The sequence below is a fragment of the Pseudomonas sp. S3_B11 genome (assembly GCF_054667715.1).
Window position 1 is genome coordinate 3,281,881 of the sequence record NZ_CP162749.1, and the last position, 17,748, is coordinate 3,299,628.

Sequence of the window (17,748 nt, forward strand, 5' to 3'; positions counted from 1 at the left end):
CTCACTCATGGCATGACATCGCCGGAATTCGGGCCTAGGGTCTGGCCAACAAACAGGTTGCCACCCGGCTCGCTGGCCAGCAGCACGGCGGTGGGCGCCACTTCATCCGCCAGGCCGAAACGGCCGAGGGGCAACTCGGCGGCCTTGGCGCGCTTCCAGTCGTCGCTGATCCCGACGACCAATGGCGTTTCAATCGGCCCGGGAGCGATGGCATTGACCAGCACGTTGTCCTTGGCGACTTCCAGCGCCAGGGACTTGGTGAAGCCGATCACCCCGGCCTTGGCCGCGGCATAATGGGTGAGTTCGGCGCCGCCCTTGATGCCCAGTTGCGAGGCCACGTTGATGATCCGCCCCCAACGCTGGGCGAGCATATGCGGCAAGGCACGCTGGCTGGCCACGAATACGCTGGTGAGGTCGACGCGCAGCATGTCGTTCCACATTTCGATGGGAAGGTCGACGCAGCGTGCCTGGGTGAGCATGCCAGCGTTATTGACCAGGATGTCGATGCCGCCGAAATGTTCGACGCAGCGATCGACACTGGCCCGGGCGCCTTCGACGGTGCCCACATCGGCGAGGCACTCCACCACTTCGGCGCCGAGGTTGCGGCAGCTGATAGCGGTTTCGGCGAGGCTGACGGCGTTGCGGTCGGCCAGCAACAGGCGCGCGCCTTCTACCGCATAGGCACGGGCGATGGCGGCACCGATACCGCTACCGGCGCCGGTGATCACGGCGCGGCGATTAGTCAGTTGGGGCATGTAAACAATCTCCCGAAAAAAACACAGTTCCAATGTGGGAGCGAGCAAGTCCGCTCCCACACTTTTGATCCAGTACAGTCAGTCAGGCCAGCGTACGGTCAGGCCGCCATCAATCACGATGCTCTGCCCGGTCAGGTAACTCGATGCATCACTGGTCAAGAACTGCACCAATGAAGCCACTTCATCCGCGCGCCCTACCCGTCCCAACGGAATCGCCCTCGCCGCTTTCGCCAAGCCTTCCGGCCCGAGGGAGTTCTTCGCATCCAGTGACTGCGGCGTCTCGATCAACCCCGGGATGACCGCATTGCAACGAATGCCCTTGGCCGCCAGCTCCACCGCCAGCGAACGACACAACCCCGGCACACCTGCCTTGGCCGCTGCGTAATGGCTGTGCTCTTGCCAGCCATACACGCCACCGGCAATCGACGAAATCGCCACCAGCGCGCCGCCCTCGCCCATATGCCGAGTCGCCGCGCGAAAGGTGCGCATCACCCCCGTCAGGTCGACGTTGAGCATCTCGTCCCACAGCGCATCGGTCATTTCCAGCAACGGCGCACGGCGCAGCAAACCGGCGTTGGCGACGGCGTAATCCAGCCGGCCGAAATGCTCCACGGCCTGTGCGGCCAAGGCGTCCACAGAAGCGGTATCGCCCACGTCCAGCGGCAGCATCAGGCACTCGCCACCGGCTTCTTCCACCAACGCCACCGTGGTCTGCGGGTCATGGGGATCGGCCGGGTAATACCCGCCGACGACCGCCACACCAGTGCGCGCATAGGCCACGGCGAGGGCTTGACCGATGCCGCTGGCGGCACCGGTAATCAAGGCAACTTTACGGCTCATCAAAAACTCCTTACTGAATGGTTTCCGGACGCACATGGCGTGCGGCAAACATCAGGGCACCGGACAAGAAGCACGGCACCGCGCCGAACCACAGTGCGGCGGTCTGCCAATCACTGCCGGCAGACAACACCTGGGTGGCGCCAAACCCTGCGACCACCGCGCCAATCGGACCCATGGCATGAATGATCGCGCCACCAGTGGCACGGATGCTGGTAGGGAAACTTTCACTGATAAAGAACAGCGCCGCCGAGTACGGCCCGATCAGAAAGAACAGGCCCAGGCTGTACAGCCCGACCACCATCGGCATGTTGCTCGGGCCGAACAGCATCCCGGCAAACGACAGGCCACCGAGCATCCAGCCCAGGCCGATCACATTGCGGCGGCCAATCTTGTCGCCCATCCAGCCGTGGCTGAGGTAGCCGCAGTAACCCACCAGGTTCGACAGCACGAGGATGATCAACGAGTTCTCGAACGAGATGTGGTGCACGCTGACGATCACCGAGGTGCCCAACACGCTGAACACCTGGATCGCCGCCCAGTTGAGCAACAGCGCGGCGCCGATCACCAAGGTGGCGCGACGGGCCGGGCCACGGAACGCGGCTTTGAGGCCTGCATTGCTGTGTTCGTCGTAGTCGACGCCGTAGGTCACGGCGACGTTCTGCGCTTCGGTCACCGCGCCGTTTTTACGCAGCTCAGTGATGCGCTGGTGGATCTGAAACTGCGGGCTCTCCTTGAGCTTGCGCGCCATGATCGCAATCACCACTGCCGGAATCGCGGCGAAGATGAAGCAGCCCTGCCAACCGATAATCGGCAGCAACAACGCGGTCAAGCCCGCCGCGATCAAGGCACCGACCGGCCAGCCACCCTGCACCAGGCTGTAGATAAAGCCGCGACGCTTGGTCAGCCGCGGGTCTTCCGAGGCGCCATACAACTCGGTCAAATAGGTGGCATTGACGGTTTCTTCGGCATAGCCCAGGCCGCCCAACGAACGGATCAGAATCAGCGGCGACTTGCCCCACGCCCCGCCAATCGCGGTCAGCGCCGAGCACAGTGCGGAACCGGCCACCGTGAAGATAATCCCTTTGCGTCGCCCCAGTTTGTCGACGATCGGCCCGATGGCCAACGCGACAATCGCGGTACCGACTGCCACCCAGGTCGCGATTTCAGCTTGCTCCACTTCGCCCCAACCAAAGTGCCGGCCGATCTCGGGCAGCAAGGTGCCGAACAGGATGAAGTCATACACCGCAAAAACCCAGGCGAAGAAGGCGATCCAGGTGGCGAAGCGTACTTCCTGGGACGTCAACTGCCGGGGTTTCCAACCAGTCAGGTCAAGCTTGTTGTAGATAGACATGAATCGCGCCTCGGAGAATGGGTGAGTGTCAGGTACGCGGTTGGCGGCGGATAAAGTCGTCGGCGATTTCGTCGAAAGTGACGAAGCGCACGCCGGCATGGCTCTGGATATGTTCGATCAGACGCTCAAGCATCAGCAGCACTTGCGGGCGACCGGATACATCGGGGTGGATGGTCATGGTGAACACCGCGTAGTCGTGTTCGCGGTAGACCCAGTCGAATTGGTCGCGCCACATTTCCTCGAGGTGGCGCGGGTTGACGAAACCGTGACTGTTGGGGGCCTTTTTGATGAACATCATTGGCGGCAAATCGTCGAGGTACCAGTTGGCCGGAATCTCCACCAGATCGGTGTCTTCGCCACGCACCAGGGGTTTCATCCAGGTGTCGGGGTGCTGGCTGTAGTCGATCTTGGTCCAGCTGTCGCCCTTGCGCACGTAGTAGGGATGGAAGTCGTTATGCATCAGGCTATGGTCGTATTTGATGCCTTTTTTCAGCAGCAGCTCGTTGGTGACTTTGCTGAACTCCCACCACGGCGCGACGTAGCCAGTGGGGCGTTTGCCGGTGACCTGGGTGATCAGCTCGATGGATTTATCGAGCACGATTTCTTCTTGCTCGGCGGTCATGGCAATCGGGTTTTCATGGCTGTAGCCGTGCACGCCGATTTCGTGGCCGGCGTCGGCCACGGCCTTCATCTGTTCGGGGAAGGTTTCCATCGAGTGCCCGGGGATAAACCAGGTGGTGCGCAGGCCGTAACGCTCGAACAACTTGAGCAAGCGCGGGGCGCCAATTTCGCCGGCGAACAGACCGCGGGAAATATCGTCGGGCGAATCCTCACCACCATATGAGCCCAGCCAGCCTGCCACGGCGTCTACGTCGACGCCGAAGGCGCACAGAATTTCTTTAGCCATCGTTGTTCTCCTGCAGTTTTATCAAATCAGTCGTGGGATGTTTCAGGGCTGGCGCAACGCGGCTTCCACTGCCAGCGCCGCGCACAACAATCGAAAGTCTTCGCCCGCAGGCGCACTAATCAACATGCCGGTGGGCAAACCGAGCGCATCGCGGCCGCTCGGCAGTGACACACCCGGCAGATCCAGCAAACTGCCGGGCATGGTCAGGCGCAACGTAGCGAGATTGGTGTGCACGAAAAGCTCGTCATCGGCTTCCAGTGGCGACAGAGGTGGAGCTACATGGGCTACGCTTGGCGTAATCAAAAACGCCCCATCCAGCTCATCGGTCATTTGTTGCTGCAGCCGGTTGCGCGCGCTGTGGAGGTTGATCAACTGGCTGGCGGGAAATGCACGTGCGGCTTCCAGACGGCGTCGCACGCGGGGGTCGAGTCGGGTGGCGGCATCGCTGTCGAGCAGAGGCTGATGCAGGGCGAAAGCCTCAGGGGCGCCGAGCCAGCCTTGCTGCTCGATAAGCTGAAGCGTCGCTTGAAAGGCTGGCGAAGGCCGCAGGTCAATCAGCGCACCGTGATCTTTCAATACGCTCAAGCAATGCGCCAGGTTGTCACGTACCGCAGGTTCTACACGTGCATCATCAAGGACCGCCTGGTCGACCCAAAAACGCCGCCCTGCCAAACTGTGAGGGATGAGTGATGTCGACTTGGTGCGCCCGCACAGGATGTCATCGATAGCCAAGGCATCACGCACGCTACGTGTCAGAGGCCCGACACTGTCGAGGGTATGCGCGAGCGGGAAGACGCCTTCGCGGCTGTAGCGCCTGCAACTGCTGCGAAACCCCACCAGCCCATTGAAGGCCGCTGGAATTCGGATTGACCCAGCGGTATCCGTGCCCATGGCAATCGGTACGATTCCCGCCACGACCGCGACCGCTGAGCCTGAGGACGAGCCGCCCGGAATGCGTGGCTGGTCCAGCCCGACTGGATTGTGCGGCGTTCCAAAATGAGGATTGAGTCCAAGGCCTGAGTAAGCGAACTCGCTAAGGTTTGTTTTCCCGACACTGACCATTCCGGCTTTTGCCAGTAGACCTACGACATTAGCGTCAAGCAGCGCTGGCGTAATGTCGCGGCGCACGGCTGCGCCTGCGGTCGTTGGACTGCCTGCGACGTCGAACATGTCTTTCCAAGCAACGGGGACGCCGTCCAGTGCGCTTGCCGGCTGTCCGGCCTTCCAGCGTGCGGCCGATGAGTGGGCTTCGCGAAAGGCACGCGCCGAACAGAGAGAGATGAACACGTCATCGACTGCCGCCACCCTGGCCAGCGTTTCTTCCAACGCCTTGACCGGGTCGCTGCTGCCCGAGGCGAATGCGTCCGCCATCGCCAATGCATCGGCTTCAAACGGTAATTGAGGAATGGTGTAGGACATCTGATCCACCAAAAACGTATTCATTATTAAAATGTACGTTTTACAGAGCAGATAGCGTGCCAGAATGAGCGATGAAGGAATGTCAGGGCGCTCACCTGAGCAAGCAGCCTGCGGCTAGCACACGGGCTAGACACCTTACAATGCGGGTGGATATTTCAATTTTGCGAAGCCTTTCATGCATGATCAGCCAGTAGCGCCAATAATGTATTAATTAGAAAATATCCGTTTTGGTGCAGATCAGTAACAACGGCCCAACGAACGCGCACAAATGACGTGGTCCACGGTGACAACAGACTTGTGCGAGAATCTGCCCCCGCCTTTCGAGAAGCGTATGAGATCGATGACCGCCGAGGATTACCGCACTGCATCGCGCTACGCCATGATCCGCCAGGTCCTGCGTGACGCCATCGTGAATGGAGAGGTGGCTCAAGGACTCGTCCTGCTCGAAGCACCTCTGGCCGAACTGTTCGGAACCAGCCGCGTACCGGTGCGCAAAGCATTGGACCTGCTGCACAAGGAAGGCTTGATCAGTCGATTCGACGGCCGCGGTTATCTGGTCAACCCGAAGGGGGTTGAAGTGGAGCCACTGCGGCTGGCCGTTACCCACAAGCAACTCGGCCTTGATAGCAGCGAAGAACTGGTCGATACCCGGCCGCTGGGCGAGCGGATGTTCGACGAGATTGGCTCGGCTTTATCGACCTGTATTGCTTTCGGGCACTATCGGCTCGACGAGCAAAAGGCCGCCGAGCATTACGGCGTCAGTCGGGCGGTGGTACGCGAGGCATTGATGCGTCTGCGTGACCGCGGCCTGGTGGAAAAGGAACCCTACTCCCAGTGGCTGGCCGGCCCGCTCACCGCCAGGGAGGTCACCGAAGACTACGAGTTGCGCGCCTGCCTTGAACCTGAGGCGTTACGCCAGAGCGCACCAGGACTTAGCCGGGAGTCCCTTGAAGCGATGCTGGCTCGGGTTAAAGAGGCACAGAGCAACCCACATTGCAGCCTGGCATGCATCGAGCAACTTGAAGAAGACCTGCATTACCACTGCCTCGCCGGAATAAACAATCGCAAGATCGCAACACTGATCCGACAGGCCCAGAGCCCGAGGATCATCAGTCGGATTTTTACAGTCAGTTGGGCCTCGGTCCCGACGAAGCCATGCTGGCCGAGCACCGCCTGATTCTAGAGCTGCTATTGCATGACGCATTCGACGCCGCTGCGCTGAACCTCAAGGAACACCTCCACCGCGCCCGCCAACGCATGTTGCAGCGGTTGAAGGTTCTGTCAGTGCTCCCTGAGCAACAAGTGCCGGCGTATCTGACCAGACTGAGCTGAAAGCAGGTTCGGCGTGGCGGATGAACCTGTACCACATAGTCCGTCAGTACAGATCCCAAACTATGCACTCGCGGGTAAATGGCACAATATGCCAACGATCGAAAGAACCCGTCCGCCAAGTGTTGGAGCTAATTATGGCGACGCGAAACGTTGTGCTCACCTCTCACCAGGAACAGGTCATTCAGGACCTGGTGCAGTCCGGCCGTTATCAGAACGCCAGCGAAGTGATGCGAGAAGGTTTACGTCTACTAGAACAGCGCATCGCCGAAGACACCGCTAAAATTGAGGCCCTGCGTCAGGCGATCTCGATAACTGGCCATGAACAGAGAGAGTCAGGCGCCCTCCTATTTCTCAGCCTGAGCGTCTTCGCTGCCAGCCGACTCGGCGGTCACCTGCACGTCTGCCACCGAAGTATGAGTGAAGAGCTAAATGCCGATTATTTCGCCCCCGCAACATGCTTTTCACGAAATACCTACAATACGAAGCACAGATTGAACAGACAAAAGGATTTGACCCCATACAGAGAGCCCGTCATGCGCGGGCTTTTTGTTGTCAGACATTCCAGCTGCCAAGCTCGCCACTTCTCGAATGGAGTCGATGAACATGCATGCAAGGTGATCCCGGTTTTCAGCGCCCTGTTTAAATTCAATGGCCTACGGCGGGATGATACCAATCTGCCTGTACATTTTTTGAGCACCCGTTAAAACGCTCTGCCTACCTGGCCTCAGCGCAGTTATCCACAGACATACTCACGGATTTCTTGGATAACTGGATGGGATCGTGAAGGACTCCTGCCGTATCGAGCCTATGGATTCGATGCCCCGTATTTCGCGAGCCGCACACCCACCTTTAATGCCCCGACATTTTCAACGGCTCAAGTCCGGTGTATGACCACATCCAGCCCTTCCGCCTGGTCTGGTGCACGAAAGTAGCTCGTGATCAGATCGAATTCAGCATCAGTGGCTGCGAAGTCATGCTCGGCACGCGCATTCCTGTGGTGCAGCCTGCGACGGCAGGTGTCATCTTCAACTTCGATGTAGTGAACACGGTGAGGGACTTTCGCAGTGTCAGCCAGGCTGCGTAGCCAATGACGATCTGCTGGGGTGTTGGCAGGAAAATCGAGGCACATCAACCCAAGTCAAAGCATCCAGCCGGGAGATGACCGACCTCGGGCCTTGCATACAAATATCCCTGCATCAGCTCGATTCCCATGCCCAGAAGCGTCGAGCTTTCTTCACGAGTCTCGACACCTTCGGCGATGACCAGGATATCCAAGCGCCTGGCGACCAGGATGATGCCTTCGACAATCGCTTGTTTGACCGAGTCTTGATCGATGCCTCGGGTCAGTGCCATGTCAATCTTCAGCACCTGCGGCTGGAACATGGCCAGCAGATTAAGGCCCGAATAGCCCGCGCCAAAATCGTCGACGGCGGTAATGAAACCTTGGCGCTCGTACTCCACAAAAATCGATTTGAGGTGTTCAGGGTCTACCACCTTCTCGCCTTCGGTCACTTCGAACATGAGCCTTTCCGGCGGGAAATGAGTCAGGCGCGCCGCTTCCAGGGTGGCCCGGATACATGTCTCTGGCCGATATACGGCGTTGGGCAGGAAATTAATGCTCAGCAAGCAATCGGGAATCTCCAGCAGGCCCAGCCTTGCGGCCTCCTCGATGGCTTTCACCCGGCAGGCCTGGTCGAATCGGTAGCGGTTGCTGTCGTTCACGAGCCCCAGGATGTAACCAGCCGATTCACCATTGATACCTCTGACCAACGCCTCATAAGCAAACGCAGCGCGTGTCCGGACGTTGAAAATAGGCTGGAAGGCCATGGTGAAATCAAACCCCAACGCCTCGTGGTTGCGGCATTCGGCGCAGCCAAGCGATTGGAACGGAGGGTGTTTCGTCATGATCAATATTCCGTGGCGGTCGTGATACATTCCTGCGGTTACAAGGAACTGTAGCCGACACCATCTGAGTCGGCGCGGGCCGAAGTTTCTGAAGTGCCACCGGCCCCCAACGCTTAGCTTGGTCCGTACGGAATGCTTATCGAACTGTATTGGAGGGGATGATCTCAACACTCGCGGTCATGCCTGCGGCCAATTCAACGCCTGCTGGCACCCTATCGATATGGATACGAACCGGGATCCGCTGCGCAAGACGCACCCAGGTAAATGTCGCCGCCACATTCGGCAGGCCGAGATGACCTGGCGAATCGTTACTGTTCTCGATGCCGCGACCGATGCTTTCGACATGCCCCGACACAGGTTGATCAAAGCCCATCAGCATGATCCGCGCCGGTTTGCCGACGTGGATCTGCCGGATCTTCGTCTCTTCAAAATAACCAGTGACCCAGAAGCTCGCCGCGTCGAGGACAGCAACCGTTGCCGAACCGGCCGTCGCATAGTCGCCAGGCCGCAACCTCAGATTAGTGACATAGCCATCGACCGGCGAGCGGATAATAGAACGGGCGAGATTGAGTTTGGCGAGGTCCAGAGCCGCCAGCGCTGCTTGATAGGTGGCGCCCGCCACTGCAGCCGCGCCTCCTGTTTGCTGAACATCTTCTTGGGACACGATATCGCGGAGTTGGCCGCGCCGCCGCGCCGCCGCCTGGCGAACGAGTCTATCCTGACGCTTGGCTTCGACGTCGGCTTCGGCCGCCGCCAATGCGAGCCGGTACCGCTGCGGGTCGATCACATAAAGAATGTCACCCCGATGGACATACTGGTTATCAACGATCGGGACGGCACTGACAGTACCGGAGACTTCCGGTGCGATTTGCACGACATCCGCGCTCACTCGCCCGTCGCGAGTCCAGGGCGTTCGCTCGTGATGGTTCCAAGCCCCTAGCGCAATGAGCGTGGCGCCAGCAACGAGGCAAAGAGTCAGGGCATAGCGGCTGAGCAAGGATAGAACAGGCTTCAAGATAAGTGTCCGATTGAGGGCAGGTGCTGCACGAGCAAACCGTAGATGAGCGCGAAAATGGCGAGTTCGACGAGCGGCCAGTGAGCGAACAGGCGGTAGATGCCCACGACGCGGAGGACGCGGATTATCGCGATGGTGGCAAAAATGGCGACGAATACCAGCGCCAGTAAACCGGGGATAAGGACCCCACCGACGTCGAGATCAACGATCATGAGGCGCCCTCGCCGTATGACTGGGGCCTAGTGCAAATCCAAGGTCCATGAGCAGCTCGGCGATCCGGGAGCGGTCGTTGATCGAGCTGTCAGCGATCATCACCTGCAAGGTCTCGATACGCTGGTCAAAACCGATCGGATCAACATGATCCTTAAGGTCTCTGGCGCTGAAGCGTGCGGCGATCGCGCAAAGCAGCTCACCCAGCTTTTCGGCAATGTTGCCGTCAACCTGCGGGATGATCTTGCGAAGCGACCCAACAGCGTGCCCGACGCGCAGATGGTGCAAGGTATCGTCGAGAACATCTGAATAGCCTTTGTTGGACACCCGTAGCCTTGGTAGCAGCAGCGCCGTGCGATCGATCATAAGGTTCGTCCAATGCCGGTCATCGGCTACATTACCCAGCGCTCGACGGCTGACGCCCCTGCGACTCAATCGAAGCAACCGGCTGATCGCCGCGTCGACCGGGACGGTCTGGAACAAGGTCATGCTGACCGCCCCGAATCCGACCGCCGCGAAGAGCGCAACAACAGTATTGAGGGATGCAGCGAAGTCGCCGGCGTAGGTGGCGCGCAGCCCCGATAGAATCGGAATGGTCAGGGTGATACCGAGTGCCATGAACGTTGTCGGCGGACGCGCTTGCAGGGAACCCGCGAACAGGAACGCCGGTGCTAGCACTGCAACAAGGAGAGCGAAGTCCGTGACCTGAGGAAGAATGACGAAGCTGTAGGCAAAGCTGATGACCACCCCATAGATCGAGCCGAGCATATATTTGATGACGTTAGGGGCTGGCGCATCGACATTCCCGAACAGCGTGCAACATACGCCGAAAATCGATACGGCCGTCGCGCCCTCAGGCCAGCCCGACCAGATCCAGAAAGTGCAGCTGATCAGGATGCCGACGATGGCACCCAACGCGGCCCGCCCCGCCATCCAGGGATCGCGGTGATAGATGTAGCCCTTCGCAGGCTTGGGCCAATGAAGCTCTGTCGTCTGGTGTGATGGGTCGGCAGTCACGATGTGGCGCCCCAGGTTGTCGCAGTCCTGGAGCAGGCCAATCATTTCGCCAAGATAACCGGCGAGATTAGCGGCGAGCCTGATGCCAGGCGTTGCGGAGCCTACGCCGAAACGGTTGTTGATCCCCTGCGCGCGGGCGATTAAACATTTCGCAACGCCCTCCCGGTCGACCGCCTCGACAGCCGGGATCCACGTCGCAATGTCATCGAGCAAAGCGACCAGTTCATCGGGCGCGTTGTAGCCGTCCATACCCAGGGAATGGATCCGGTCCTCGATCTCCGCAGCGAGCGCTAGCAATCGCGCGAGCCGGTCATGGATCAGCTGTACCGACTCGTGCCGCAGCGCAGGTGCCGGATCATAGGGTAGGTGCGTTGCAAGCCCCTGAAGGGCAAGAAGGTCCACTGCGAGCTGGGTGCGGTCGCGACGATTCTCGCTCGGCGTTCCCTTCAAGGCGTCAGCTGCCAACTGACGGGCGTCCCGCAGCGCTGCCAACAGCTTGCCAATGAACTGACCCGTCATACGCTTGGGCAGGATGTAGCGATGCACTAGAACCGCACACAGTATCCCGATGGAAATTTCCTGGACCCGCACGGAGGCTGTATCAAACACCGCGCCTGGATCAAGGACGCTGGGAAATCCGATCAGGCTCGCGGTATAACCCGCAAGAACGAAAGCATAGGCTCTTGGCGTGCGATCAAGCAGCGAGAAATAAAGACACAGGCCGATCCAGCAGGCGAGCACCACGCTGCATACGATAGGGTCGTTCACGAAATTCGGAATGATTGCCACCGTCGCTGCCGCCCCGACGAGGGTTCCCACGAAGCGATAGACACCGCGACTGAGCGACGCACCCGCAGAGGTCTGCGAGACAATGTAGACGGTCACTATTGCCCAGTAGGGATTGGCAAGTCCTATACGCAGCGAAACATAGTAGGCCAACATCGCCGCGGCAAAGCTCTTCGCCGAAAACAGCAACGCGTCCACATCCGCCCTCATGGTGGGGGTTTGCAGGAGGGACACCACCGCGTGCGCTATGCCGACGTCGGCGCGCCCAGGTGGTTTGTTCACAGCAGATAGGATGTTCATGCGAACCATTATTGCTGCGTTGCAAATGCAAATAAATTCAGTATTCTTCCAAAATATCCCTAAAAGCTGCCAACCGATGCCACTCACACGATCAGCCGTCTCTGTCTTCGACCCCGACCTCACGGATCGGCCGGTGGTGGCCCGGCAGCTCGACTTTGCAGATCACCAAGCGGAAGTTCCGACGCATGTGCATCGCAAGGGTCAACTGATCCTCGCGCTGCACGGGGCGGTCACTTGTACTGCGGACAACGAGATCTGGATCGTACCGCCCAACTGCGGTGTCTGGATTCCGGGCGGCGTGCCCCATAGCGCACGGGCGACAGCGAATGCCCGGCTCAATTATCTGTTCGTGAACCCCGGAGCGGCGAAGCTGCCCGAGGATTGCTGCACGCTGTCCATCTCCCCGATGATCCGGGAAATGGTTGATCGGCTGGCACAGGAGCCTGCCGATTATCCTCCGGTTGGCCATGCCGCCAGGCTTGCCAGAGTGATCCTCGACGAACTGGTCGAAATGCCGCGTGAGCGCTTCAACCTCCCCATCTCCAGTCATCCCAAAATTCGTGCGATAGCCCATGCACTGACGCTCGACCCTTCCGACCGCAGTACGTCAGCCGAATGGGCCAAACGCGTGGCGATGAGCGACAGGTCACTGTCTCGATTGATGATTCGTGAGACGGGCCTTACGTTTGGACGCTGGCGGCAACAGTTGCACCTTGTCGTTGCACTGCGAGAGTTGGCCAGTGGTGCGAAGGTGCAGAACGTTGCAACCGAGCTGGGCTATAACTCGGTCAACGCCTTTATCACCATGTTCAAAAAGGCCCTGGGGAGCACGCCCGCACAGTATTTTGCACAACGCGGGGGCGCTGCCGCCGTCGGCTCCAAAACGAAGCATGGCTTCAAGCATGGACGGGCAGAACCAACCCGAAAAGAACAAAAAAACCACCACAGACCTTATTGAATCGCCGCCCGGTTCGGGCTAACCATGGCCTGACCTGGTGCGCAGCGCTGGCCACTAGATACTCAACGACGAACTCCACCACGGCGTAAGTCAATGCGATGACGACCGTCTGCGCGATGATGCTTCTGTGGGGGTCCAGGAATGGCGGGATAAATGCGGTGAATAGCAGCAGCGCCTTGGGATTTGAAATGGCCGATACCAACCCCTGGCGGAACAGCGACCAGCCTCGGAAGTTCTTGGTACCCGTCGCATCAAGACTGACGGGTGGGGAGCGCCACAGCCCGAAGCCCAACCAGATCAGATAAAGCCCGCCGATTATCTTCAACGCTGTGAACCAGGTGGCCGACGCCTGGATCAGCGCCCCCAATCCCAATGCGCAAAGTGAAAGCACGACGGCAAAGCCGAGAACGCCACCCGTGATAGTGAACAACGTTTTTCGGCTCCCATGAATGGCTCCATGGGTAAGCACTAATAGCGCATTGGGTCCTGGCACTATCGCTATGCCGCAGCAGGTAAACAGATAGAGCAACCAAGTCTCAAATGGCATGATCCGATCCCAGTGTGTCGATCCTGATCAGCATCCTGCGAGTGAACAGCCGCCATGAAAAGCGCATAATTCACGTCGTAGCCATTCGATTAACGAATAGAGGTGACAGCGATGCCTGCCAGCGATTTGCAGACCGATTGGCTCAAGTGTTTCGTGGCAGTGGTGGATGCAGGTTCTCTATCGGGTGCAGCCCACGAGGTCAACAGATCGCAATCAGCTGTCAGCATGCAGATGAAGAAGCTGGAGGCAGCCCTTGGACGGCCGCTATTGAGTCGTGGCCCGAGGCACCTACACCTGACCGCTGACGGCCAGACGCTGCTGGGCTACGCCCGCCGCATACTTGCGCTCCACGCAGAAACCCAAGCGGCATTTCACGGTGAAGAGTTAACCGGACGAATCCGCCTTGGCGTCGCGGAGGACTACGCGGCAAAGTATCTCACGCCCGTTCTGAAGCGTTTTTCGCCGCGCTACGCAAGCGTGGAAATAGAGTTGACCTGTGAACAGTCGACCACGCTGATACCACGTGTGCGAAGCGGCGATCTTGATCTTGCGCTGGTGTCCAGGGACTCGCCTCAAAGCGGCACATTCCTCTTCAAGGAACCCATGGTTTGGGTGGGTTCACCCCAGTTCGAACTATGGAGGCGAGACCCGGTGCCCATTGCAGTCTACGAAAGGGAGAGCCTGGCTCGACGCTATGCAGTGAACTCACTGACCCAGCAGGGACGTGAATTCAAGGTGGTATACAACAGCTCCAGCCTTGCTGGCCAGGTGGCCGCAGTCGAGGGAGGACTCGCTATCGCCGCGATCACTCAGTGCAGCGTGCAGCCATCGCTTCACGTCTTAAGCAACGAACACGGCTTAGGAAACATTGAACCTATGGAAGTGTCGATTCTACGTAGCCGAACCTCTCGCGGGTCTAAAGCAGTCAATAGCCTTCATGCTTTTATCATCAGCGCGCTAAGACTTCAGGCGTAGTCAACCGGCTCTGGGGAGGTAATCAGGTGGAAAGCCGGATCGCCACCATGCCGATACCCTACAGCAAGGGGTGACTCTCTTAGAGCGCAGCTTACCTAGCGGCGTCGAGCTCCTCTCATTTCTCAGGCACAAAAAAAAGCCACTCATCCGAGTGGCTTTTTTCTGAATCCTGGAGCGGGGAACGAGACTCGTATCTGGTGTCCGATCCCTGGACATTAGGGAAAGACGACAATGCGCGACGAGGAAGGTTGCTACACGATATCGCCATCATCCTGAGCAGGCGGACGCGCGGGTACTGAGGACGACGTTTGGACCTGCGTAGCTGCGAGCGGCTGCATGGGCACGCTCTGACCATGAACGACTTGGCTTTGAGAGGTGGCCGTGGGGCGTTGCCTCAGGGCGCCCACGCTTTTGTCCCAGGCCGATTGGGAGGTGGTGCCAATGGCGCTAGCAACGCTAATGACTCCATCCCCTGCCGCTTGGGCTGCACTTTTTGCGTGGTTGCTCGCTGAAACAGCTGTCTCCTTGGCAAACCTGGCGCCAGTGAGCGATGTCTTGACTGCAAGCTCACCTCCCTTGACCGCCACCCTGCCAGCTGCATCTGCGCTCCCTTCTACAGCTTTTGGTACATGGGCATCGACAGCAGCGACGGCTTTTTTCGGCAATGATCCACCTAGCGAGGCGCCAGCTGCCCACAGCCCGAAAGCCAGGGTACCCAATACGTTTTTTACACCCTCCGAGGCTGCGGTAGCCGCCATTTTTCCCAGCTCCTTCGACTTGGCCAAGTTGGCTGTGGCGGCTGTACCCGCGCCCATGGCAGAAAAACCGCCAATCAGGAGACCATTTCCTAAGACACTGACCGGGTCTGCTATCTCTTTCAAGGCATCGCCGCTGATGACCGCATTCAGAGCCGTAGCCGCGCCTTCACCCAGCCGCGCGGAGACCATCTTGACCAGGGCAGTGGCATCGAGATCCTTTAACGTCTGGAAGTCATCCAGCCATTCGGTATCTTGATCAATAGGCTTATGAGCCTGCCCTTGCGGTACAGCATCGCGACGACCATAGAGCATTGCCGGGTCAGCTAAATGGTTAGTGCGATCGCGGCTCACATTGTAATGCTCGATTGCCATACCCACGATGATAGCCGTGACCGGCCGTAGGGCAGGCTGCAGGACTGCATCCAGGTGCTCTTTGCCAGCAGCCGTCATGGCAAGCGTTGACGCGTACATTGCAGTATTACGTACGGCAAACCCGGTAAGCCACTTGTTGGCTTCGTCAAAAGCATTGCGCAATGGACCTTTGTCCAACGCCAGCAGCTTTTCCGCCACTGATGCTTGAAGCGCCGGGTGCAGCGTATTGCTCTCGGGTTTAAGGTAATAACCAGGCTTGAAGCCTGCAATCAGCTTGTTACCACCAGCATCCGCCATACCGGCATACAAGCATGCCATAGCGTTCTCTATAGCCGCTTCGCGTACGGTATTGGCATGCTGGCCCGCTACCTGGAGGATGGACGGCTTGAAATTGCCTGCCTCGGTGAGCGCCGCAAAGGGCGTCCCCCCCATCCCGGACTTTATAGACGCAAACAATCTGTCGGCTCTGGCGGCGTTTTTTTCCGCCTTCTCCATGTCATGGACATTATAGCCTCCTGCCTCCAACCGTAGAGCACGGTCATCGCGAATGGCGTTCAGCTCCGCGTTGCGGGCGCTTGAAGCAGGGGCAGCGGGTTGATCGGAGCCGGCTTCTGTTTCAAGGTGAGCCTCGAAATGGTTTTGAAGCCGCGTGCTCATCGCTAACCCGATAGCGCCGAGGTCAGGAGAGTGAGAGGCCTGTTGCGTTGCTTCCTGCTGTATCTCATCAGGTACACGAGTCAGCTCGCGGCTTGCACGTACATTAGGCGTATCCATGGCATGTCCTCGTAGTGATCGGCAGATAGAAGAATGCAAATGACTCCGGTATGAGCGGCGACATCCTTACACCTGAGTGACCGTGCAGAGAGAAGCGTTCCAAAGGATGTAATAAAAATGAAAACCAGCTCCCCCAAACGAGGAGCAGGATCGTGCGCGCAAGCTCGCAGGGGGCCGGTGCGTCAGTGGGCCGTGACAAGCCTTCCAGCGTAAGCGTTCCGAGAACAGTAAGCGGCTGGTGATCCGCAAGCGGCTACCGGGGGAGCCGGATCAAAGGTGCAGCGCCGGCCTGGCCTGGGCACTGCCATGGGCCGAAGGGACTCGAACACGCAACGCAATCAGCAGCGCGGCCAGCAGCATCAGCACCGCCGCCGCTACGAATACGCCTGCGCTGCCACCGAGGCTGAACATCGCACCGCCAGCAGCGGCGCCCGTTGCGATGGCCGACTGCACAGAAGCCACCACCATGCCTCCGGCGCTTTCCGCCTGATCAGGTATCGCGCTGGCGACCCAGTTCGACCACGCCACCGGCACACCGCCAAAGGCCAGGCCCCAGATCGCCAGCAGCACCGCCTGCCCTGGCACCGAGGCCGGCAACAGAACCAACGCCAGTGCCGCAACGCCCACCAGCGCGGGCATCAACACCAGGGTGGCCAGTGGATGACGCTCAAGCAGCCACCCGGCCAACAGCGTGCCGCCGAAGTTCGCCACACCGAAACCCAGCAGCATCAGCGACAACCCTTGCGGACCGATGCCGGTGGTGCCCTCGAGGAATGGCCGAACATAGGTGAACATCGCAAAGTGGCCGCTGTGCACCAGCACACAACCGAACATCCCCATGGCGATGCCCGGGCGCCGCAAAACCTCGAGTACGGTGCGCAGGCGTGCCGGCGTGCGCGGCGCAAGGCGCGGCAGCGTGAACGACTGGAAAGCCAGGGTCACCAGACCTACCGCCGCCGCTGCAAAGAACGCGCTGCGCCAGCCATATAGCCCGCCCAGGTAGCTGCCCAGCGGGACCGCAACCACCGTCCCGACGGCAATGCCGCTGAAAATGATCGAGAGCGCTCGAGGCAACAAAGCTCCCGGTACCAAGCGCATCGCCACCGCCGCCGCCATGCTCCAGAACCCGCCAAGGGCGATGCCCAGCAAGATACGCATCACCAATAGCACCGCGAAACTGGAGGAAACGGCGACCAAAAGATTGGATGCGATCATCAAGGTGGAAAAACCCAGCAGCACCCAGCGGCGGTCGATACCGCGAGTCAGGCCTGGCACCAACAGACCAGCGAACAGCGCCACCACTGCTGTCACCGTTACCGCCTGGCCAGCCAGCGCTTCGGACACGCCCAGATCGGTAGCCATCGGCGTTAGCAGGCTGGCCGGAAGGTACTCGGCGGTGAGTAATCCGAACACGCCCATTGCCAACGAGAAGACTGCCATCCACGCAGGGGTTGCAGGTTCAACATCCAGCCCGGCGCCGGGACGGCTGTCGGATACGGCATTACACACACAATCAGTCATTGCACG

At 59.4% G+C, this 17,748-nt stretch carries 14 protein-coding genes and 3 pseudogenes; 4 read left to right on the top strand and 13 right to left on the bottom strand.

The window, feature by feature from the left end; genetic code table 11:
* Nucleotides 1-5 precede the first annotated feature (5 nt).
* From AB4O22_RS14810 to AB4O22_RS14830, 5 genes are all read right to left on the bottom strand, one after another.
* The gene (locus tag AB4O22_RS14810) at nt 6-755 is read right to left on the bottom strand and encodes an SDR family NAD(P)-dependent oxidoreductase (RefSeq protein ID WP_460096617.1); all 750 of its coding nucleotides are present in this window, start codon (nt 753-755) and stop codon (nt 6-8) included.
* A 78-nt stretch (nt 756-833) separates the two neighbouring features.
* Entirely contained in the window at nt 834-1,595 is a 762-nt protein-coding gene (locus AB4O22_RS14815; protein ID WP_223470470.1) for an SDR family NAD(P)-dependent oxidoreductase, read from the bottom strand.
* A gap of 10 nt (nt 1,596-1,605) precedes the next feature.
* A complete protein-coding gene (locus tag AB4O22_RS14820; RefSeq protein ID WP_038858440.1) occupies nt 1,606-2,946 on the bottom strand; it encodes an MFS transporter in 1,341 nt (446 codons plus the stop codon).
* 28 nt (nt 2,947-2,974) lie between these two features.
* Nucleotides 2,975-3,853 (bottom strand): polysaccharide deacetylase family protein, encoded by an 879-nt coding sequence (locus AB4O22_RS14825; protein WP_038858438.1) that lies wholly within the window; start codon nt 3,851-3,853, stop codon nt 2,975-2,977.
* 42 nt (nt 3,854-3,895) lie between these two features.
* On the bottom strand, nt 3,896-5,272 hold the full coding sequence (locus tag AB4O22_RS14830; protein WP_460097825.1) for an amidase: 1,377 nt from the start codon (nt 5,270-5,272) through the stop codon (nt 3,896-3,898).
* A gap of 340 nt (nt 5,273-5,612) precedes the next feature.
* Between AB4O22_RS14830 and AB4O22_RS14835 the strand changes: the two are divergent.
* Nucleotides 5,613-6,604, top strand: a pseudogene (locus AB4O22_RS14835) (GntR family transcriptional regulator).
* 134 nt (nt 6,605-6,738) lie between these two features.
* A pseudogene (locus AB4O22_RS14840) lies at nt 6,739-6,915 on the top strand (type II toxin-antitoxin system ParD family antitoxin); the annotation flags it as partial.
* Nucleotides 6,916-7,478: 563 nt separating this feature from the next.
* Here AB4O22_RS14840 and AB4O22_RS14845 read toward each other — a convergent pair.
* From AB4O22_RS14845 to AB4O22_RS14865, 5 genes and pseudogenes are all read right to left on the bottom strand, one after another.
* A pseudogene (locus AB4O22_RS14845) lies at nt 7,479-7,727 on the bottom strand (AAA family ATPase); the annotation flags it as partial.
* A 5-nt stretch (nt 7,728-7,732) separates the two neighbouring features.
* Nucleotides 7,733-8,509 (bottom strand): EAL domain-containing protein, encoded by a 777-nt coding sequence (locus AB4O22_RS14850; RefSeq protein ID WP_038858431.1) that lies wholly within the window; start codon nt 8,507-8,509, stop codon nt 7,733-7,735.
* Nucleotides 8,510-8,645: 136 nt separating this feature from the next.
* Entirely contained in the window at nt 8,646-9,524 is an 879-nt protein-coding gene (locus AB4O22_RS14855; RefSeq protein ID WP_263292762.1) for an HlyD family efflux transporter periplasmic adaptor subunit, read from the bottom strand.
* Nucleotides 9,521-9,736 (bottom strand): DUF1656 domain-containing protein, encoded by a 216-nt coding sequence (locus tag AB4O22_RS14860; RefSeq protein ID WP_038858428.1) that lies wholly within the window; start codon nt 9,734-9,736, stop codon nt 9,521-9,523. Before AB4O22_RS14860 ends, AB4O22_RS14855 begins: the two co-directional genes overlap by 4 nt.
* The gene (locus AB4O22_RS14865) at nt 9,726-11,837 is read right to left on the bottom strand and encodes an FUSC family protein (protein WP_460096619.1); all 2,112 of its coding nucleotides are present in this window, start codon (nt 11,835-11,837) and stop codon (nt 9,726-9,728) included. The genes AB4O22_RS14860 and AB4O22_RS14865 overlap by 11 nt, the downstream gene beginning before the upstream one ends.
* A 76-nt stretch (nt 11,838-11,913) precedes the next feature.
* Between AB4O22_RS14865 and AB4O22_RS14870 the strand changes: the two genes are divergently transcribed.
* Complete coding sequence (locus AB4O22_RS14870; RefSeq protein ID WP_460097827.1) at nt 11,914-12,795, top strand: AraC family transcriptional regulator; 882 nt, start codon at nt 11,914-11,916, stop codon at nt 12,793-12,795.
* On the opposite strand, the gene AB4O22_RS14875 is transcribed toward AB4O22_RS14870, so the two are convergent.
* Nucleotides 12,734-13,342, bottom strand: coding sequence for a LysE family translocator (locus AB4O22_RS14875; protein ID WP_013692933.1), 609 nt, complete (start codon nt 13,340-13,342; stop codon nt 12,734-12,736). The genes AB4O22_RS14870 and AB4O22_RS14875 overlap by 62 nt on opposite strands.
* A gap of 111 nt (nt 13,343-13,453) precedes the next feature.
* On the opposite strand from AB4O22_RS14875, the gene AB4O22_RS14880 reads away from it, so the two are divergent.
* Entirely contained in the window at nt 13,454-14,317 is an 864-nt protein-coding gene (locus tag AB4O22_RS14880; protein WP_223470479.1) for a LysR family transcriptional regulator, read from the top strand.
* Nucleotides 14,318-14,568: 251 nt separating this feature from the next.
* Here AB4O22_RS14880 and AB4O22_RS14885 read toward each other — a convergent pair whose 3' ends face one another.
* Both AB4O22_RS14885 and AB4O22_RS14890 read right to left on the bottom strand, forming a co-directional pair.
* Entirely contained in the window at nt 14,569-16,221 is a 1,653-nt protein-coding gene (locus tag AB4O22_RS14885) for a hypothetical protein (protein WP_028236588.1), read from the bottom strand.
* A gap of 270 nt (nt 16,222-16,491) precedes the next feature.
* The gene (locus tag AB4O22_RS14890) at nt 16,492-17,742 is read right to left on the bottom strand and encodes an MFS transporter (protein WP_223470481.1); all 1,251 of its coding nucleotides are present in this window, start codon (nt 17,740-17,742) and stop codon (nt 16,492-16,494) included.
* Nucleotides 17,743-17,748: the final 6 nt, after the last annotated feature.

Bases quoted from the DNA above. Each gene is read 5' to 3' on its own strand.
- AB4O22_RS14830 (WP_460097825.1), bottom strand. From the start codon at position 5,272: ATGTCCTACACCATTCCTCAATTACCGTTTGAAGCCGATGCATTGGCG.
- AB4O22_RS14860 (WP_038858428.1), bottom strand. From the start codon at position 9,736: ATGATCGTTGATCTCGACGTCGGTGGGGTCCTTATCCCCGGTTTACTG.
- AB4O22_RS14810 (WP_460096617.1), bottom strand. From the start codon at position 755: ATGCCCCAACTGACTAATCGCCGCGCCGTGATCACCGGCGCCGGTAGC.
- AB4O22_RS14815 (WP_223470470.1), bottom strand. From the start codon at position 1,595: ATGAGCCGTAAAGTTGCCTTGATTACCGGTGCCGCCAGCGGCATCGGT.
- AB4O22_RS14870 (WP_460097827.1), top strand. From the start codon at position 11,914: ATGCCACTCACACGATCAGCCGTCTCTGTCTTCGACCCCGACCTCACG.
- AB4O22_RS14865 (WP_460096619.1), bottom strand. From the start codon at position 11,837: ATGAACATCCTATCTGCTGTGAACAAACCACCTGGGCGCGCCGACGTC.
- AB4O22_RS14880 (WP_223470479.1), top strand. From the start codon at position 13,454: ATGCCTGCCAGCGATTTGCAGACCGATTGGCTCAAGTGTTTCGTGGCA.
- AB4O22_RS14850 (WP_038858431.1), bottom strand. From the start codon at position 8,509: ATGACGAAACACCCTCCGTTCCAATCGCTTGGCTGCGCCGAATGCCGC.
- AB4O22_RS14885 (WP_028236588.1), bottom strand. From the start codon at position 16,221: ATGGATACGCCTAATGTACGTGCAAGCCGCGAGCTGACTCGTGTACCT.
- AB4O22_RS14820 (WP_038858440.1), bottom strand. From the start codon at position 2,946: ATGTCTATCTACAACAAGCTTGACCTGACTGGTTGGAAACCCCGGCAG.
- AB4O22_RS14890 (WP_223470481.1), bottom strand. From the start codon at position 17,742: ATGACTGATTGTGTGTGTAATGCCGTATCCGACAGCCGTCCCGGCGCC.
- AB4O22_RS14875 (WP_013692933.1), bottom strand. From the start codon at position 13,342: ATGCCATTTGAGACTTGGTTGCTCTATCTGTTTACCTGCTGCGGCATA.
- AB4O22_RS14825 (WP_038858438.1), bottom strand. From the start codon at position 3,853: ATGGCTAAAGAAATTCTGTGCGCCTTCGGCGTCGACGTAGACGCCGTG.